General features: G+C 40.4%; 11 protein-coding genes and 1 pseudogene. 8 read left to right on the forward strand and 4 right to left on the reverse strand.

The annotated features are described in order from the left end of the window. Positions 1–235 precede the first annotated feature (235 nt). Positions 236–1,571, forward strand: a pseudogene (locus N0824_RS08440) (ISL3 family transposase). Positions 1,572–1,823: 252 nt separating this feature from the next. Here N0824_RS08440 and N0824_RS08445 read toward each other — a convergent pair. Further along, a complete protein-coding gene (locus N0824_RS08445) occupies positions 1,824–3,218 on the reverse strand; it encodes a serine/threonine-protein kinase (RefSeq protein WP_108936428.1) in 1,395 nt (464 codons plus the stop codon). A 629-nt stretch (positions 3,219–3,847) separates the two neighbouring features. Between N0824_RS08445 and N0824_RS08450 the strand changes: the two genes are divergently transcribed. Continuing rightward, on the forward strand, positions 3,848–5,527 hold the full coding sequence (locus tag N0824_RS08450; RefSeq protein ID WP_108936429.1) for a DnaJ domain-containing protein: 1,680 nt from the start codon (positions 3,848–3,850) through the stop codon (positions 5,525–5,527). A 272-nt stretch (positions 5,528–5,799) separates the two neighbouring features. On the opposite strand, the gene N0824_RS08455 is transcribed toward N0824_RS08450, so the two are convergent. Further along, positions 5,800–7,080 (reverse strand): HhoA/HhoB/HtrA family serine endopeptidase, encoded by a 1,281-nt coding sequence (locus tag N0824_RS08455; protein ID WP_108936430.1) that lies wholly within the window; start codon positions 7,078–7,080, stop codon positions 5,800–5,802. A gap of 457 nt (positions 7,081–7,537) precedes the next feature. Then, on the reverse strand, positions 7,538–8,305 hold the full coding sequence (locus N0824_RS08460) for a DUF6816 family protein (protein WP_108936431.1): 768 nt from the start codon (positions 8,303–8,305) through the stop codon (positions 7,538–7,540). A 35-nt stretch (positions 8,306–8,340) separates the two neighbouring features. On the opposite strand from N0824_RS08460, the gene era reads away from it, so the two are divergent. From era to N0824_RS08485, 5 genes are all read left to right on the forward strand, one after another. Beyond that, on the forward strand, positions 8,341–9,297 hold the full coding sequence (gene era / locus N0824_RS08465) for a GTPase Era (RefSeq protein WP_046662857.1): 957 nt from the start codon (positions 8,341–8,343) through the stop codon (positions 9,295–9,297). Between the two features lie 194 nt (positions 9,298–9,491). Next, entirely contained in the window at positions 9,492–10,169 is a 678-nt protein-coding gene (locus N0824_RS08470) for a uracil-DNA glycosylase family protein (RefSeq protein WP_108936432.1), read from the forward strand. 3 nt (positions 10,170–10,172) lie between these two features. Then, complete coding sequence (gene rsmD, locus N0824_RS08475; RefSeq protein ID WP_108936433.1) at positions 10,173–10,718, forward strand: 16S rRNA (guanine(966)-N(2))-methyltransferase RsmD; 546 nt, start codon at positions 10,173–10,175, stop codon at positions 10,716–10,718. Positions 10,719–11,282: 564 nt separating this feature from the next. Then, positions 11,283–12,587, forward strand: coding sequence for a threonine synthase (gene thrC, locus N0824_RS08480; protein ID WP_002783420.1), 1,305 nt, complete (start codon positions 11,283–11,285; stop codon positions 12,585–12,587). A 106-nt stretch (positions 12,588–12,693) separates the two neighbouring features. Further along, positions 12,694–12,969, forward strand: a complete 276-nt coding sequence (locus tag N0824_RS08485; protein ID WP_002742805.1) for a MoaD/ThiS family protein — start codon at positions 12,694–12,696, stop codon at positions 12,967–12,969. 170 nt (positions 12,970–13,139) lie between these two features. Here the strand turns inward: N0824_RS08485 and N0824_RS08490 are convergent, their stop codons facing one another. Then, positions 13,140–13,607 carry a DUF29 domain-containing protein gene (locus N0824_RS08490; protein WP_108936434.1) on the reverse strand — a complete coding sequence of 156 codons (468 nt, stop codon included), beginning with the start codon at positions 13,605–13,607 and terminating at the stop codon, positions 13,140–13,142. A 210-nt stretch (positions 13,608–13,817) separates the two neighbouring features. Here N0824_RS08490 and N0824_RS08495 point away from each other — a divergent pair, with 210 nt between their 5' ends. Continuing rightward, complete coding sequence (locus N0824_RS08495; protein ID WP_108936435.1) at positions 13,818–16,580, forward strand: DNA methyltransferase; 2,763 nt, start codon at positions 13,818–13,820, stop codon at positions 16,578–16,580. Positions 16,581–16,888 lie beyond the last annotated feature (308 nt).

The following is a 16,888-nucleotide window of genomic DNA, read 5'->3' on the forward strand; positions in this document are numbered from 1 at the left end:
TGTTTTGTCTTTTAATCCCATTCCTTACCACGCTATGGATAGTACAGAATTTTTGGCTCTTCGGTAATTGTTATGCAAATAATTAACTTAAAATAAAATTCGATGAGAGTACCTACGCTAAAAAATAGCTGAAACCCATACAGGGAAAGATTTAAGGCACAAACAGGTTAATGCCAAAAGATAGACAATTGAGTTAAGATTTGATATAATAGCCAAAAACCAGAGTATTTTACTTATGATACTTGACAAATTCTTGAACCTAGAAGGAACCTCTATTCAAGGCTATCGACACCTAGAAAATATCGGTATAGTTTTCCGAATTGAATCGAAAAATAAAAAAGCACCCTGTCCTCGTTGTGGGTTAGAGAGCGATAAACTCCACCAAAATCATCGACATTTAGTCAAAGATTTACCGCTCTCAGGTCAACCAGTGTACCTACAAGTTAATCGTCGTCAATTTAAGTGCGGTAATTGTCAGAAACCCTTTAGCGAAGAGTTAGATTTTGTCGCCAAGAAACGAACCTATACGAAAAGACTAGCCGAGAATATAGCGGTGTGCAGTCGTATGAGGTACAGTGTCACGAGCTATAAACCATGCTAGGCAAAGCTTGGTCTGTATCTCACTCAAGCGCTTACCGCTATATACTCGAACAATTAAAAGAAGGAGATATTTTAAATGTTAGTCGAAGAAATAACGTAACGGAAGAAGAGATTCAAAGAATGGTAGAGGACATCGCCGAAGAAATTACAGAGCCAGATTTATCGAAATTAAAAAGACTAGGAATTGATGAAATCGCTCTAGTCAAAGGACAAAAAAATTACTGTGCGGTTTTAGTAAATTTAGATACGGGAAAACTAATAGCTATTCTAGAGAATCGAACACAAGAGGAGTTGAGAGAAACGCTTACAAGCTGGGGAAAAGAGGTGTTAGAGCAAATTGAAGAAGTCAGCATAGATCTTTGGTTGCCCTATAAAAATTTGGTGAAAGAATTGATGCCATCGGCCGAGGTAGTCGCCGATAGATTCCATGTAATGAAACAAATTAATCAAGAGTTAGACGAACAGAGAAAAGACGTTCGGCGATGCTCAGTCGAGCCGCAGAAAAAAGAGCCGTAGAAGCGCAGAAAAATAAAAAACAGAAAGCGGAAAAAGAAGCAAAGCTAGAAGTTTTAAAGCGAAGTAAATATAGCCTGTTAAAAAATGAAGAAGATTTAACGGAACCCCAAAAAATCAAACTAGAAGCTATCAAAGAAAATTTGCCAAATTTGAAAAAGATGCAGGAATTAAAGGAAGAATTTAGAAAGATTTATGAAACCTCAGAGAATCCGACAGAGGGAATGCTATCCATCTCGGAATGGTTGGCAAAATCCTCCAGTGTTTTTACAAAGAGTTGTCAAACAATCCGAAACTGGTTTGGAGAAATAATTAGTTATTTCGAGCGAAGGACAACGAATGGGGTGGTCGAGGGAATCAACAATAAACTTAAACTAATAAAACGGAGAGGCTATGGCTTTAGAAACTTTCGGAATTTTTGGGTTAGAAGTATGTTGTCTTGGCATCTTGTCTGTTGATTTAGCATAAAGGGTAACGAAGAGCCTGAATTGTTATCGCTTTAACTCTTGTATCGGCAATGAATTGGCAATTAATCAGAAATTAATATAAGCAATTATTGTAGGTTGGGTTGAGCGAAACAATACTGGGTTGAAAATGGATCAATTCGATTGTTTAAGCGAAACCCAACAACCCCAAAGGTTACTCTTTGTTGGGTTTCCTTGCGTCAACCCAACCTACGAGGCTTAAAAATTGGCTGTTACCTTTATATGTTACATTTTGCAAGTCTCGACGCGAGAGAAGAGACTTCTCCAATTATTTTTCCATTTTTCAAAGGGGAGGTGGCCTTGGGGTGCCTTTAGGTCAAAAGTAACGTCTTTGTAGTATATCCAACTATTCTTCATAAATCCTACTCGTACTCGCCAGCCGATTTTATCCCCGAAACCGTTCCAGATTTTATCATTATACTCCTGCGTCCCGCCGAGGTCGTGATAGATTTTCGCTTGCACAGAAAAGCCAAATTTTCCGTTACTATATTTCACCCATAATTGGTCAATTGTTCGCAAATCTTCGCAGGGGAACTTATCGATATCCTCCTTTCTCAGCCATCTCTCTTTTGTGCGTTTGGCAGCCTGTAGCATCACTCTCTCGGTTTCCTGGTCCGCTTCTTTCCATTGCTGCCGTTTCAATAAATCTTCTAATTTCCGATAATCGATTCCTTTGGCACTTTTAAGCTGGATAGATGGGGGAGTTTGCGGAATAGTTGTCTGGGGTATAGAGACTGATGTTTTTATCTGCAAAGCTTGCAACACTTCCGAGGCGGATTGATAGCGTTTTTTTGTACCAAACTCGATTAATTTATCCAGAATATTCCCTGAATCATTACTAACAGGATTATTAACCAACCACTGTCGCCATACCCATTGGTGTTCCCCCCCATCGAATAAATCAAAGGGAGATATTCCAGTTAATAAATAAATGCAAGTTACACCCAAACTATACAAATCACTGGCATTAACTGCCTTGCCATTACCCTGTTCTGGGGCAATATATTCGGCAGAACCGATAATTGTTCCCGTCATGGAACGATTTAAAGGACTGACAAATTTTGCTGCGCCAAAGTCCACTAAAATTAATTTATTATCGCTTTTTCTGCGAATAATATTTTCGGGTTTAATGTCGCGATGAATTACTTGTTTACTATGAATAAATTCTAGAATCGGTAAAATCTCTGACAAAAGATGTTTAATTTTTGCTTCGTTAAATACTCCTTCCTGTTTTAATTCTTGTTCGAGATTTTGTCCTTCGATATATTCCTGGACGAGATATTGTCGCCCATCATTACCGGTAAAATAGGCGTAAAGTTCGGGGATTTGTGGGTATCTTCCCAAACTATCTAAACGAATCGCTTCTTCTTTAAATAATTCTGCTGCTTTTTGTAAAGTTCCTGTTCCCTGCGCTGACGGGAAAAATTGTTTAATTACACAATAGGGTTTTGAAGGTTTATCCTCATCTATCGCTTGAAATGTTTTACCAAAACCCCCTTGACCGATTAATTTTAGCGCTCGATAACGTTCTCTGAGCAGTAATTGAGAACCGCACTTATGACAGAAATTATCCGTGGGGGTGTTTTTGTGCGAACAATCGGGATTGAGACAGAGACTCATAGCCGTTTGAAAAGCGTGGGAAGATTAACACTTATTATAGAAAAAGAAAGCAAGCTAGGGCGACTCTAGTAGGCAAATTTTCTCTGATAATTCGCTGAAAATAAGGTGACAGGTATGGTCAATCCACAACCCGCTATACTTTGTCCATACCACAATTTAGCCATTTTGTCAAAAAAATTTTGACTTTGCAACAAAACTACACAAAAATTAGATCAACGTTGTTCGGAAAAAAAGGGATAATTTGTGAAAGTGTTTGGTTTTGCTCAAGGGAAAAGTCTAGATTTAGCAAGGGTTTTAAGACAACCTAGACCATTAAAACCCTAAAAACTACAATAAAAACCATCATAGCATAATGCAAAATTATACCAGAATCGCTGGAAGTATTGCAATCTCGTAAATAAATAAAAATTATTCTCAATAAATTCTTAGGTAAAAATAAATATTACCGATTGTAAATTTAAATATTTTTAAGTATTTAAGGTATTTACATATAAAATACTTATCATTTTTCCTGATTGCCTCTGACTTTTCCCTCCCCAGAGTAATTTTGGGGAGTCAGTTGTCGATACCAAACTAGGCTAAACTCTATAGGAGAAACCCGATGACTAACTTGATTATTTCGCAAAAATATGGCTAAAAAGCTCGATTTTGTTATTCCCGCCGTCGGTGGAGTCACAGGAGCCAATTTATCTGCTTGTCTGGGAAATATTGGCTTAGTCGGCGGATTTGGCGGTATAAGCGTCGGTTTAGTGGGAATGACGGGGATTGGCCTCCTGACAAGTTCGGCAATTTATGCCAGTCTGCAAGGACTAGAAACAAACGATCACAATGTCGGGTTAGCTTTGGGAATAGGAAGCCTTGGCGGAATCGGTATCTACTCTACCTTTGGGGGTGTGGGAGTCGCGGTTAAAGGTACAGCTTTCGGTGTTGGTGTCGGTTCTATGGCAATCGCTGGCGGGATAGTCGGGTTAGGAATCTACGGAGTGATGAAAATGTTATCTCCCACCTACTCCGACAATAATTTTTATAGCAATCTAGAATTTTTTGATCGCATTACTAGAGAGTACGAAGAAGCTTTATTTTGGCAAGAAGTTACGGGGAAATATGAAAATCTAGAGGCAGAACTACAGCAACTGTTGGAAGAAGTATCTATTCAGGAAAATCAACAGTTATATTCTACAGAAATTACTATTCCAGAGCGTTTATCTTGGCAGTGTTTCCAAACTCTTAAAGGTCATCAGGCAAATATTGGGGCGATCGACGTTAGTCCTGATGGTAAAATTATTGCTAGTGCGGGAGAAGATCAAACCATAAAACTTTGGCAGCGAGAAACGGGTAAATTAATTTATTCCTTTGTGGGAGTTAATGAACCGATCCAAACTCTGGCGATAAGTCCTAACGGTAAATCGATCATTGCTGGTGGATTAGATGGCAGAATTAGTCAGTGGCAATTAGACACTAAGCAGTATAAAAGTAGTTTTTTCGCTCGTGTCAATGCTCCCCATAGCCATGATGGTGTCATTTTACAATTAGCTTTTGCTGCCAATGAAAGATTTATTGTTAGTGCTAGTAACGACAAAACTCTGCGAATCTGGGGTTATTATACAGGAGAATTGCAGCGAACTTTAATCGGTCATGAGGAGGCAGTTAATACCTGTGCTATTAGTCCCGATAGCCAAATTATTGCTAGTGGTAGTGATGATAAAACTATTAAATTATGGCGATTTGATCATAGTTATGCTTATCAAACTTTTATCGGTGACAGGGCAGCCGTTAACAGTTTAGCTTTTAGTAATGATGGTCAATATCTAATTAGTGGCGGTAGTGATAAAACGATTAAAATCTGGGATATAAAGACAGGAGAAATGATTAAAAGTTGGCAGGCACACGAGCAGGCAATTATCAGTATTGCTATTAATCATCATCGCCATCTAATTGCTAGTGCTTCCCGAACAGAAATTAAAATTTGGCAAGGACAAACAGGAGAACTAATTAAAACTTTACGGGGAACTGCTCCCTTAAAATTTAGTCCTGACGGTCAGTTTTTAATTACAGGTAGTTATGGAGATAAGGTAAAAATATGGTCAAAAATGTTAGGAGAATTAGAAATATTTCCCCCAGATTCCGAGGATTGGTGGGAAGTTTTAGAAGTTTCTAAGAATGCCAGTTTTCCAGAGGTTAAACAAAGATATTATCAGCTTGCTCGTCAGTATCACCCCGATCACAATTCTTCCGCCATGGCGATTAAAATTATGCAAAAAATTAATCGAGCTTACGAGCGGTTTTTATTTTCTATCTCCCAACAGTAAAATTGTGAGCCTAGGTTCAAGTATTTAACTATCTTTCGATTCTCCCTTAATCCCCCCTTGATCCCCCCTTGATAAGGGGGGTGCCGATAGGCGGGGGGATCTCCCTTGATAAGTGGGGTATCTGATAATTTTTAACGACTACCTACTTATCTCACCATTAAGATAAATGCTATAATTATTCAATTCAAGAGGCAAAAGTAAAACCAGAAATATAGAGAGCTTACTAACAAGCTCTCTATAAAGTTTAGGTCTTCTACCACTTATTTTCCAGACTAGGATTTCTTAGCAGTATTCAAGCTACCCACTTGAATATTCAGATTAATTTTTTGTCCTTCCCGGCTAATTTCTACGGGTAAATTATCGCCGATTTGAGTATTAGCCACAATTTCCTGAACCGCATCGGGATCGGTGACATTCTTACCACCTACAGACTTTAACACATCACCCGATCGCAATCCTGCTGCTGCGGCAGGAGAATCTCTCATCACCCGCACTAACAAGACACCAGAATCATCGGGGATAGTCCAATTATCAGCCATGGGACTATCGGCTAATTGTTCTTTTACCTCCGGAGTTAACTGTACCATTTGAACACCGAGATAGGGATGTTCCACCTTACCCGTGGCGATTAATTGTTCGGCGATTCTTTGGGCAGTTTTAATCGGAATAGCAAAACCTAAACCCTGGGCATTTTGAATGATAGCAGTGTTAACTCCGATAACTTCTCCCCGAGCATTTAACAAAGGTCCACCAGAATTTCCGGGGTTAATTGCCGCATCGGTTTGCAGGAAATCCACCCGTTTATCACTAGCACCAATTTGGGAGCCATTGCGTTCCTTGGCACTAATAATTCCCGTGGTGACAGTGTTATCTAATCCCAAAGGATTACCGATAGCAATTGCCCATTCTCCCACCTGTAAACTATCAGAATTACCTAATTTAACCGTGGGTAAATTGCTCGTTTCCACCTGTACCACTGCCACATCAGTTAAAGGATCACTACCTAAGACTTTACCATCAATAGTGCGACCATCTTTGAGGGTGACTGTCACCTTATCTGCTCCCTCGACAACGTGAGCATTGGTGATAATTTTACCGTCATTACTGATAATAAACCCGGAACCTGTACCCCTTTGAACTTGTTTTTCTCCTCGCTCTGGTATTTGAGAACCGAAGAAGCGACGGAAAACAGGATCGTTAGCAAATTCCGAAAAATCACCGCCTCTATTGACTTCCCTAGAAGCATTAATTCTCACCACCGCTGGCCCTACTTCTTGCACCACAGAAGCGACAAAATTGGTAGGAATAACCAAAGACGAGGGAGCGGCTGCGGCTGGTGTGGAGGAGCGAGGATTATTGGTAGCGGTGGCAATATTTTGGGCTAATTCTAGAGGATTTTGACTGTAGGCGTAGGTGGCACCGATACCTAACCCGGCACCCAAAACCAGTAAGGAGGAATAGGCAAAAAGTTTTTTCATTGCAGAAGATTTGGAGCGTTTGGGATTACCTGCGTTGATCGGGGAAATATTATCGTTAAAAATATTGCGAGTCATAGTTTTTATTGTTTAACCATTTTGAGAAGGGAATAAAAGTCAGTCCTAATAATCGTGGGTGTGAGAGGAGTGTTTCGGAAAACGGCTTGGGACTGACTATCTCTAATTTAGGCGGGGGATATGAACTTACTGTGACGCAGACATGAACTTTTGATTGCAAGGTCATTGTCCTATCAGTATTCTCCGAGTCAGAAGTCAGAAGTCAGGAGTCAGGAGTCAGGAGTCAGGAGTCAGGAGTCAGCTTTTATTTATTCTCCCCATCTCCCTGCTCCCCAATTCATAATTCATAATTCATAATTCTTGCTCCCCCATCTCCCTGCTCCCCACTGATTACTGATTACTGTTGACTGGACGGCTACGCCGTGCCTTTGGCAACACTGAAAAGCTCCCCCTATACTTTTTCAACAGGATGGGGAAAGACTGCGCCAGTTTCAGCAGGGTTTAACCACTGGTGATCTTAATCTTTCAGCAATTCTAAGCGATAACGATACAAAGCCACAGGACGATTCGGCGCTTGGAAATAATCCGGCGATTGGGGGGACAGATAAATGGCTGTCACCTGATCGCCTAGAATTTTATTAGGAGATAATAACTGATAGGCGGTGGTGGTTTCCACCTCATTGAGATAAGTGTTGGTTTCTCCCCGGAAAATTTGTTGACTGATTTCTGTGGCAATAAATTGATTTCGGCTAGGAGTTTCGCTATTTCTGGCAATTACGGTGGAAATGAGTTGATGAGCGCCGCGTAAAAAGGTAATCTGACGATTGGGATTATTGGGGTCAGTTTTTACGGATAATACCGATTGATTACCTAAATAGGCGCGACTAATTGCTAAACCATTAAAGGATCGATCGGCCACAATTGATGGTTTACTGATAATGGTGGATAAAAAGGCAGCATTTATCGGTCTGGCCATCGCTTTCTCGATGAATCTCACCGGAAACTCGATCGATTGTTCTAGGTAACGACGATTACTTTCAAAACCAGGTGTGATAATCTGGGGAGCAAGAGGAGCGGTTAAATCGATTAGGGTACTGGTGACAGTCCAATTGCCTACCATCCAATCGGGATAAACTAAATCTCCGCTGGCAAAACTAACCACTGGTTTAGTCATCCAGCGAGGATAATCGGTTAAGCGATCGCTTAAATTTCCCGCCATAGATAATTCTAAATGGTTACTACAGCCTAGAATCAATACTAACAAGAACAAAATTATCCTTTGCATGGGTAAAAATATTTTTTAAGTAATATTCTTTGATTATGAACGATTTTATCAACTCTCAAGCCGTTAATCTCGATTCGGCAGTAATTCCCATCGCACCGACCGGTTTTAAATCGGGTTTTATTGGCATTATTGGTCGTCCTAATGTGGGCAAGTCCACCCTGATGAATCAATTAGTGGGACAAAAAATCGCCATTACTTCCCCCATCGCTCAAACTACCCGCAACCGTTTACGCGGCATTGTCACCGGCGAGCGATCCCAGATGATTTTTGTCGATACCCCCGGCATTCACAAGCCCCATCACGAATTAGGCAAAGTTTTAGTTAAAAATGCTGAAAACGCCATAAATTCCGTAGATTTAGTTTTATTTGTTGTCGATAGTAGCAATTTTTTGGGCAGTGGCGATCGCTATATTGCCGATTTACTGACTAAAAACCAAACTCCCACGATTTTAGGGCTAAATAAAGCCGATCAGCAACCGGAAGACCGGGAGCCTCTAGACGATAGTTATCGTACCTTGGCGGCGGAAAATAACTGGCCTCTGCTCAAATTTTCGGCACTGGAGGGGATGGGAATCGCAGAATTGCAAAATCTGTTAATTGATTCCCTCGAAGTCGGTCCCTATTACTATCCCCCCGATTTAGTCACAGATCAACCGGAAAGGTTTATTATGGCTGAATTAATCCGCGAACAGATTTTACTGCAAACCCGTCAGGAAATTCCCCATTCTGTGGCGGTGGTGATTGAACGCGTCGAGGAAACTCCCGCTTTAACTAGGGTTTTTGCCGCCATCAATGTGGAACGAGATTCCCAAAAAGGGATCGTCATCGGCAAAAATGGCAGTATGTTAAAAGCGCTCGGCACTTCCGCTCGCTCGGCTATTCAAAAGTTAATCGCCGGGGAGGTATATTTAAAATTATTCGTGAAGGTAGAACCGAAATGGCGACAATCTCGCTCACTTTTAGCGGAATTTGGCTATCGCACCGAGGAGTGAAGGGAGCGGGGAATTATGAATTATGAATTATCAATTATGAATTGGTGAGCGGGGAGAGGGAATTATGAATTATGAAGTGGGGAGAAAAAATAAAAATAATCTCCTGACTTCTGAAGACCGACTTCTGAAGACTGACGGCTGATAATTTTCACTTTTGTAGTAGAATGGAGAACCACTGATAACTGATAACTGAAATGACTGATATTAAAACCCTAATTAAACAGGTACACCAAGAGGCAAAAAAAGAGGATTTTCCCATCGATACCCTAATTTACCAAGAGGCAAAAAAAGACCCCTTTGAACCAGTTTTGTATGCTGGTAATCTTGCTAGTCAGTTATGCTTTTTTGGCCGGGATTTAGGACGAGATGAAGTGTATGCGGGACAACCTTTGATCGGGGCTGCCGGTAGAATGGTAAGAGAGGGATTTTTTCAAGCTTGGCAGGGGAGAAAATCCCATGATCGTCAAGAGCTATTATCGGTGTGCGATCAAATTTTCTTAACTAATACAGTTCCCTACAAACCTCCGGGTAATAAAGCTTATTCTGGGGAAGTGAAGGATCGTTTTCGTCCATTTATAGAAAAACTGCTCGTTTTTTATTGGCAAGGTGATCATATCATTACCCTTGGCACGGAAGCTTTTAAATGGTTTGAACCCTACGGTAAACCCAGAGAAGTAGATAAATTCTATCTTGATAAAGAACGCTTTACTAAAAAACTGCTAGTTACCCTTACCGCTACTGATGAAGATGGATTAAAACAGCAAAAGAAAGTGACTTTATTACCTCTCCCCCATCCCTCTCCTCTCAATCAAAGATACTATGCTCTTTTTCCTGATTTATTACAAAAAAGATTAACTGAATTTGCCTTTTAACCGATGAGAATTTACGGCAATCGTCCCATAAAAACCCTAGCAGGACAATTAACCCGTCCGACGACAGCAAGGGTGCGAGAAGCTTTATTTAATATCTGGCAACATAAATTATCTGGCTGTCGTTGGTTGGATCTTTGTGCGGGTAATGGTTCCATGGGTGGGGAAGCTTTATGTCGAGGTGCGAGTCTAGTAATCGGAATTGAACAATCAGGACGCGCTGGCGAAATTATCAAGGAAAATTGGCGCAATTTAGCAACTTCTCCCCAGCAATTCCAAGTAATTCGGGGGGATGTGCTGACAAAGTTAGCCACTTTAGCAGGGGAAAGTTTTGATTTAATTTATTTTGACCCTCCCTACGAAAGCGGTTTATATTTACCGGTACTAACTGCCATCTCTCAATATAATTTATTAGATTCTCTGGGGGAAATTGCCGTGGAACACAATCCCAAATCTTGGCAAGCAATTAATCTAGAAGGTTTAACTATTTGTCGTCAGAAACGCTACGGCAATACTACCTTAACTTTTTATCAAAAAACAGATGAATTATGAATTATGAATTATGAATTATGAAGTGAGGAGAAGGGAGAATAAATAAAAGCAATCTCCTATCTCCTATCTCCTATCTCCTGACTCCTATCTCCTGACTCCTGACTCCTGACTCCTGACCCCTGCCGACCGCCGAAAATGGTCAATTTTATTTGACAGTCCAGAAAAAATTATTATTTCTCAACAAAATCACATAATTTGTCACTTTTCTTGACAATTATCCTGAGCAACCCGAGAAACTTTCTGGCAACCGCAGTTAATCGCCCCCCTTTTTAGGCTATTTAAAGAAAAATTAGGGTTTATTTCGATAAAATTAGCAGTAAATAGGCTGTAACCTCCTAAAAAACTTAAATACCTTTTCCTAGTTCTTGTTTTGACCTGAAACTACCCCGAAGTTTCCTGACACGGCAGCCCAACCATCTCCCCTTAACCCTTGCTGCTCCCCAGAATATCACCTATTTTTGGTATAGATTTATACCCGACTATTTTTGTCGGGTATATTTGACACCAAGATTTTGCAGGTGATAGGATGCTTGTAGATTCAGTTGACGGCAAGACAGGAAAATCATGACCCTAGCGACAAACATCGAAACCTCAAAATTCATCCCCACCTTTACCCGCTTGGTTTCTAAGGAAGGAGGGACCTCCTACCCCCTGAAAGCGCTGAATATCTGCGAAGAAACCTTTGCCCCCCTGGAAGTGGACTACGATTACGACCTCATCCGTCGCACCGTCACCAGAGAAAGCATTCAAGCAGGTCCCAATTCCATCTGGCGCTATCGTTCCTTTTTGCCGGTGGAAAGTGAAAATCCCATCGATGTGGGTACGGGTATGACTCCCCTAGTTAAATCCCACCGTTTAGCTCGGCGCTTGGGTCTAAAAAATCTCTACATTAAAAATGATGCCGTCAATATGCCCACTCTCAGCTTCAAAGATAGAGTGGTATCCGTCGCCCTTACCCGGGCCAAAGAATTAGGTTTTACTACCGTTTCCTGTGCTAGTACGGGAAATCTGGCCAATTCCACCGCCGCTATTGCCGCTCACGCTGGTTTAGACTGTTGTGTTTTCATTCCCTCCGACTTAGAAGCGGGTAAAATTCTCGGCACCCTAATCTATAATCCCACGGTCATGGCAGTTAAAGGCAACTACGATCAAGTTAACCGTCTCTGTTCAGAAGTGGGCAATACCTACGGTTGGGGTTTTGTCAACATCAATCTGCGTCCCTACTATTCCGAAGGTTCCAAAACTTTAGGCTTTGAAGTGGCTGAACAATTAGGCTGGAAACTCCCCGACCATATTGTCGCACCTTTAGCCAGTGGTTCCCTGTTTACCAAGATTTATAAAGGCTTCCAAGAATTCGTCAAAGTCGGTTTGGTGGCAGATAAAGCAGTGCGTTTTAGTGGCGCTCAAGCGGAGGGTTGTTCCCCCATTGCCCAAGCTTTCAAGGAAGGACGGGATTTTGTCGCCCCAGTTAAACCCAATACTATCGCCAAATCGATCGCTATTGGTAATCCCGCCGATGGTGTTTATGCCCTTGATATTGCCCGTAAAACTGGCGGTAATATTGAATCCGTCACCGATGCCGAAATTATCGAAGGTATTAAACTTTTGGCAGAAACGGAAGGCATTTTCACGGAAACTGCGGGCGGTACAACTATCGCCGTCTTGAAAAAATTAGTAGAAGCGGGTAAAATCGACCCTGAAGAAACCACGGTCGTTTATATCACTGGTAATGGTCTAAAAACCCAAGAAGCGGTACAGGGTTATATCGGTGAACCCCTGTTAATCGAACCGAAATTAGAAAGTTTTGAACGGGCCCTGGAACGTTCCCGCACCCTCGAACGCCTCGAATGGCAACAGGTTCTCGTCTAGAATTGATGTTCAGGGATGATGGGGCGATTATCCCCTTGCCTCATCTCCACAAGCAATTTAAATTTGCGCGCAGCTTACCGTCCTTTCCACTTTTTCCTTGATATCTATGGCCGTAAAAGTTCTCGTTCCCACTCCCCTGCAACAATTTACAAAAAATAAGGCTACCGTCGAGTGTAGTGCTAGTAATGTCGGTGATTTAATCGAATCCTTAGAAGCAAGTTTCCCCGGTATTAAGGCCCGCTTATGCGATGAAGAGGGCGCACCCCGGCGCTTTTTAAATTTCTACGTCAACAGTGAAGATATTCGCTTCCTCGATGGGACAAAAACCCCCTTAAAAGATGGCGATGAAGTCAGTATCGTTCCTGCGGTGGCTGGAGGTTAACCTCCCCATAAGTTTGTTTTCCGTCAATTGTAATTAAACCCCTAGAAAGTGATGTTTTCTGGGGGCTTTTGTTCAGGTAAGTTTTAGTTAGGGTTGCCAGAAAAACCTAATCTTTGTGTCCTTTGTGCCTTTGTGGTTGTTCATATTATTATAAGCTGAGACACATTTGGTCAATTGCCATAGAAGTTCTCATCTAAGATTTGCTCTGGCAAGAAAGGACAAATTTGAGGATAATCATTTTCTGGGGGAATCCGAACACCAAATTGAGCAAGTTTCCCTTCCTTAATTGCCACTTGACGAGCATCTGGATAAGCTTCTCGAATAGCAGTTTCTAGATAGGATTTCAGGGAAGGCGTATTGCGTAAGTTTTTCTCAATTCGCTGGCGATGCTCAATAATAGAACAATACCAGCTATCCTTCATTGATGGCGGTGCGTCCTGCTGTACTTTTAATTTGAGCAAATGAGCCAAAAGAATCATCAAATTACTTTCTAAAGTTCTTTTTTCCGATTTTCCCAACTCGGTTAACTCCTCAATTAAGTTATCAGTATCCAGCGCGGCAAATTCCCGCTTCTGTAGGTGGCTAATTGTTGTTGCGAGCCATACTTGAAAATCTTGTTCGTAGAGAGTTTTCGACATAGCGATAAGTTGTTCCTTCGAGTCAATAACTAGATTGGTAACTAAGCGGCTACAATTCTCAAGGCGTTACTAATTTCTAGCTTCCCTTGGAGTTTACCAAAAAATCACCTAAAATGGAAACTATCTGTATCCCTTGCTGACTGCATCTGGCTCCCTACACCATTTTCTACTATCGTTGAGCAAACCGGCGAAAGATAAGGAGTTAAAACTATGCCTTTAAGTTGGAATGAAATTAAAAATCGCGCCATCGCTTTTCAAAAAGAGTGGGAAGGAGAGACTTCAGAAAAAGCAGAATCTCAGTCTTTTTGGAATGATTTTTTTAATGTCTTTGGCATTTCACGGCGTAGGGTAGCTAGTTTTGAGCAACCGATAAAAAAAGCCGATAATAAACAGGGTTTTATTGATTTACTCTGGAAAGGAACGATTTTAGTTGAGCATAAATCGAAGGGGAAAGATTTAGAAAAAGCCACACAACAGGCTAAGGATTATTTTCCCAATTTAAAGGAACATGAGTTACCGCGTTATATTTTAGTCTCGGATTTTCAACGGTTTAAATTATATGATTTAGATTCGGGCAATCAATGGGAATTTGAATTAAGTAATTTTGTTGATAACGTTCATTTATTTGATTTTATTGCTGGTTACGAAAAGCGAGTTTATAAAGACGAAGATCCCGTCAATATTCAAGCAGCCGAGTTAATGGGAAAACTTCATGATTGCCTCAAAGAAATTGGTTATATGGGGCATAATTTAGAAGTTTATCTAGTGCGTTTATTATTTTGTTTATTTGCCGATGATACGGGTATTTTTAATAAGGGGATTTTCTGGGAATATATTGATCTACATACCAAAGAAGATGGCAGTGATTTGGCGATGCACATCGCTTCTATTTTTCAGGTTTTGAATACACCAGAAGACAAAAGATTAAAAAATCTCGATGAGAATTTAACTCAATTTCCCTACATAAATGGCAAGTTATTTGAGGAGTCATTACCCTTAGCGGCTTTTGATAGCAAGATGCGAGTCATGTTATTAGAAGCTTGTGCTTTTGATTGGGGAAAAATTTCCCCTGCTATTTTTGGCTCTATGTTTCAAGCGGTAATGAATCCAAAAGAGCGACGCAATTTAGGGGCGCATTATACCTCCGAGAAGAACATTCAAAAGGTGATTAAACCGTTATTTTTAGATGATTTACACAGAGAATTTGAGAAGATTAAAGGCAATCGCAATAAATTACTAGAATTTCAGAAAAAGATTGCTAATTTATATTTTCTTGATCCTGCCTGTGGTTGCGGCAACTTTTTAATTATTACCTATCGGGAGTTACGAGATTTAGAGATTTTGGTGTTACAAGAGTTAGATAAATTAGATAAAACGGGGCAGTTAGTAACAGATATTAGTACCATTATTCAGGTAGATGTCAATCAGTTTGCTGGTATTGAATACGATGAGTTTGCGGTGAGGGTGGCAGAGGTGGCAATGTGGTTAATTGATCATCAGATGAATATTAAAGTTAGTAATACTTTTGGTCAGTATTTTGTGCGTTTACCATTAAAGAAAGCGGCAAAGATTGTTCATGGAAATGCCTTGCGAATTGATTGGGAGGAAATTGTATCAAAAGAAAAGCTCAATTTTATTTTAGGAAATCCTCCTTTTGTTGGTGCGATGATTATGAACGAACAGCAAAGGAATGATATGGCTTATGTTTTCGACGGTGAGAAAGGAATAGGCGTTTTAGATTATGTGTGTGCATGGTATATCAAGGCTGCTCAAATAATTCAGGGCAATAGAATCAGGGTTGCTTTTGTTTCCACAAATTCTATATCTCAAGGTGAGCAAGTTGCCTTACTTTGGAATATTCTTTTTCAAAAATATCATTTAAAAATTCATTTTGCCCATCGTACTTTTAAATGGAGTAATGAAGCAAAAGGAAACGCCGCAGTTCATTGTGTTATTATTGGCTTTGGAAGTTTTAATATAACAACTAAAATCCTATTTGATTATGAAGATATTCAAGGTGAATCATTAGTTGTTCAGTCTAATAATATTAATCCCTATTTGGTTGATGGAAGTGACATCATTATTTCTAATCGAAGTTTTCCTTTATCTAATGTTCCATTAATGCGTTTTGGTAGTATGCCAAGAGATGGTGGTAATTTTATTTTTACAGAACCAGAAAAAGAAGAATTTTTAAAATTAGAGCCGAAGGCAGAAAAATGGATTAGACCTTATACAGGAGCGCAAGAATTTATTAATGGTTATAGTCGCTATTGTCTATGGTTAGTTGATATTTCTCCCAGGGAATTAAAGACATTACCAGAAGTCATCAAAAGAGTAGATAAGGTTAAAAATTTTAGATTAAAAAGTAAAGCTGCTTCTACTCGTAAATTTGCGGCGACACCTACTCTATTCTGTCAAATAGCACAACCCGATACTAATTATTTACTTGTTCCCCGTGTCTCATCTGAAAGAAGAAAATATATTCCGATAGGTTTTATGAATAAAAATGTGATTGGTAATGATCAAGTTTTATTAATTCCTAATGCCAATCTATATTTATTTGGTATTCTTACTTCAGAAATGCACATGGCATGGGTTAAATATGTCTGTGGCAGATTAAAAAGCGATTATCGCTACTCAAAAGATATTGTTTATAATAACTACCCCTTTCCAGAAAATATCCCCGACAAACAAAAACAAGCCGTCGAAACTTGCGCTCAAGCTGTGCTGGATACTAGGGTAAAATATCCTGATAGTAGCCTTGCGGATTTATACGACCCTTTAACCATGCCTCCCGACTTGCTCAAAGCTCACCAAAAACTTGACAAAGCTGTTGATTTGTGTTATCGTCCCCAACCCTTTACCAGTGAATTAAACCGTATTGAATACCTCTTTGAACTCTACGAAAAATTAACCGCTCCCCTACTCCCTACCAGCAAACAAAAACCCCCGAAAAGAAAAAATCCTCAATAACGAAGACAGGAGACTCCGAGACTCCGAGGCAGGAGGCAGGAGGCAAAAGGCAGACTTCGGCAGGAGACAGGAGGCAGCTTTGTTCTCCCCACTCCCCACTTCATAATTCATAATTCATAATTCATAATTCCCCCTCCCCACACCCCACACCCCACACCCCACACCCCACTCCCCACTTCATAATTCATAATTCATAATTCATAATTCCCACACCCCACACCCATCCCTAAGCGCCGCAATTCCGGAGATTATATAAAAAAACACCCAGAACAATCGAGGTGATGGACAATACTAAAGGTTGTGTAGGT

This window comes from Microcystis sp. 0824, assembly GCF_003112475.1.
Taxonomy (GTDB): Bacteria; Cyanobacteriota; Cyanobacteriia; order Cyanobacteriales; family Microcystaceae; genus Microcystis; species Microcystis aeruginosa_C.

What these genes read in the sequence shown, in the direction of transcription:
- N0824_RS08445 (WP_108936428.1), bottom strand. Translation starts at nt 3,218, where the DNA reads ATGAGTCTCTGTCTCAATCCCGATTGTTCGCACAAAAACACCCCCACG.
- N0824_RS08450 (WP_108936429.1), top strand. Translation starts at nt 3,848, where the DNA reads ATGGCTAAAAAGCTCGATTTTGTTATTCCCGCCGTCGGTGGAGTCACA.
- N0824_RS08455 (WP_108936430.1), bottom strand. Translation starts at nt 7,080, where the DNA reads ATGACTCGCAATATTTTTAACGATAATATTTCCCCGATCAACGCAGGT.
- N0824_RS08460 (WP_108936431.1), bottom strand. Translation starts at nt 8,305, where the DNA reads ATGCAAAGGATAATTTTGTTCTTGTTAGTATTGATTCTAGGCTGTAGT.
- era (WP_046662857.1), top strand. Translation starts at nt 8,341, where the DNA reads ATGAACGATTTTATCAACTCTCAAGCCGTTAATCTCGATTCGGCAGTA.
- N0824_RS08470 (WP_108936432.1), top strand. Translation starts at nt 9,492, where the DNA reads ATGACTGATATTAAAACCCTAATTAAACAGGTACACCAAGAGGCAAAA.
- rsmD (WP_108936433.1), top strand. Translation starts at nt 10,173, where the DNA reads ATGAGAATTTACGGCAATCGTCCCATAAAAACCCTAGCAGGACAATTA.
- thrC (WP_002783420.1), top strand. Translation starts at nt 11,283, where the DNA reads ATGACCCTAGCGACAAACATCGAAACCTCAAAATTCATCCCCACCTTT.
- N0824_RS08485 (WP_002742805.1), top strand. Translation starts at nt 12,694, where the DNA reads ATGGCCGTAAAAGTTCTCGTTCCCACTCCCCTGCAACAATTTACAAAA.
- N0824_RS08490 (WP_108936434.1), bottom strand. Translation starts at nt 13,607, where the DNA reads ATGTCGAAAACTCTCTACGAACAAGATTTTCAAGTATGGCTCGCAACA.
- N0824_RS08495 (WP_108936435.1), top strand. Translation starts at nt 13,818, where the DNA reads ATGCCTTTAAGTTGGAATGAAATTAAAAATCGCGCCATCGCTTTTCAA.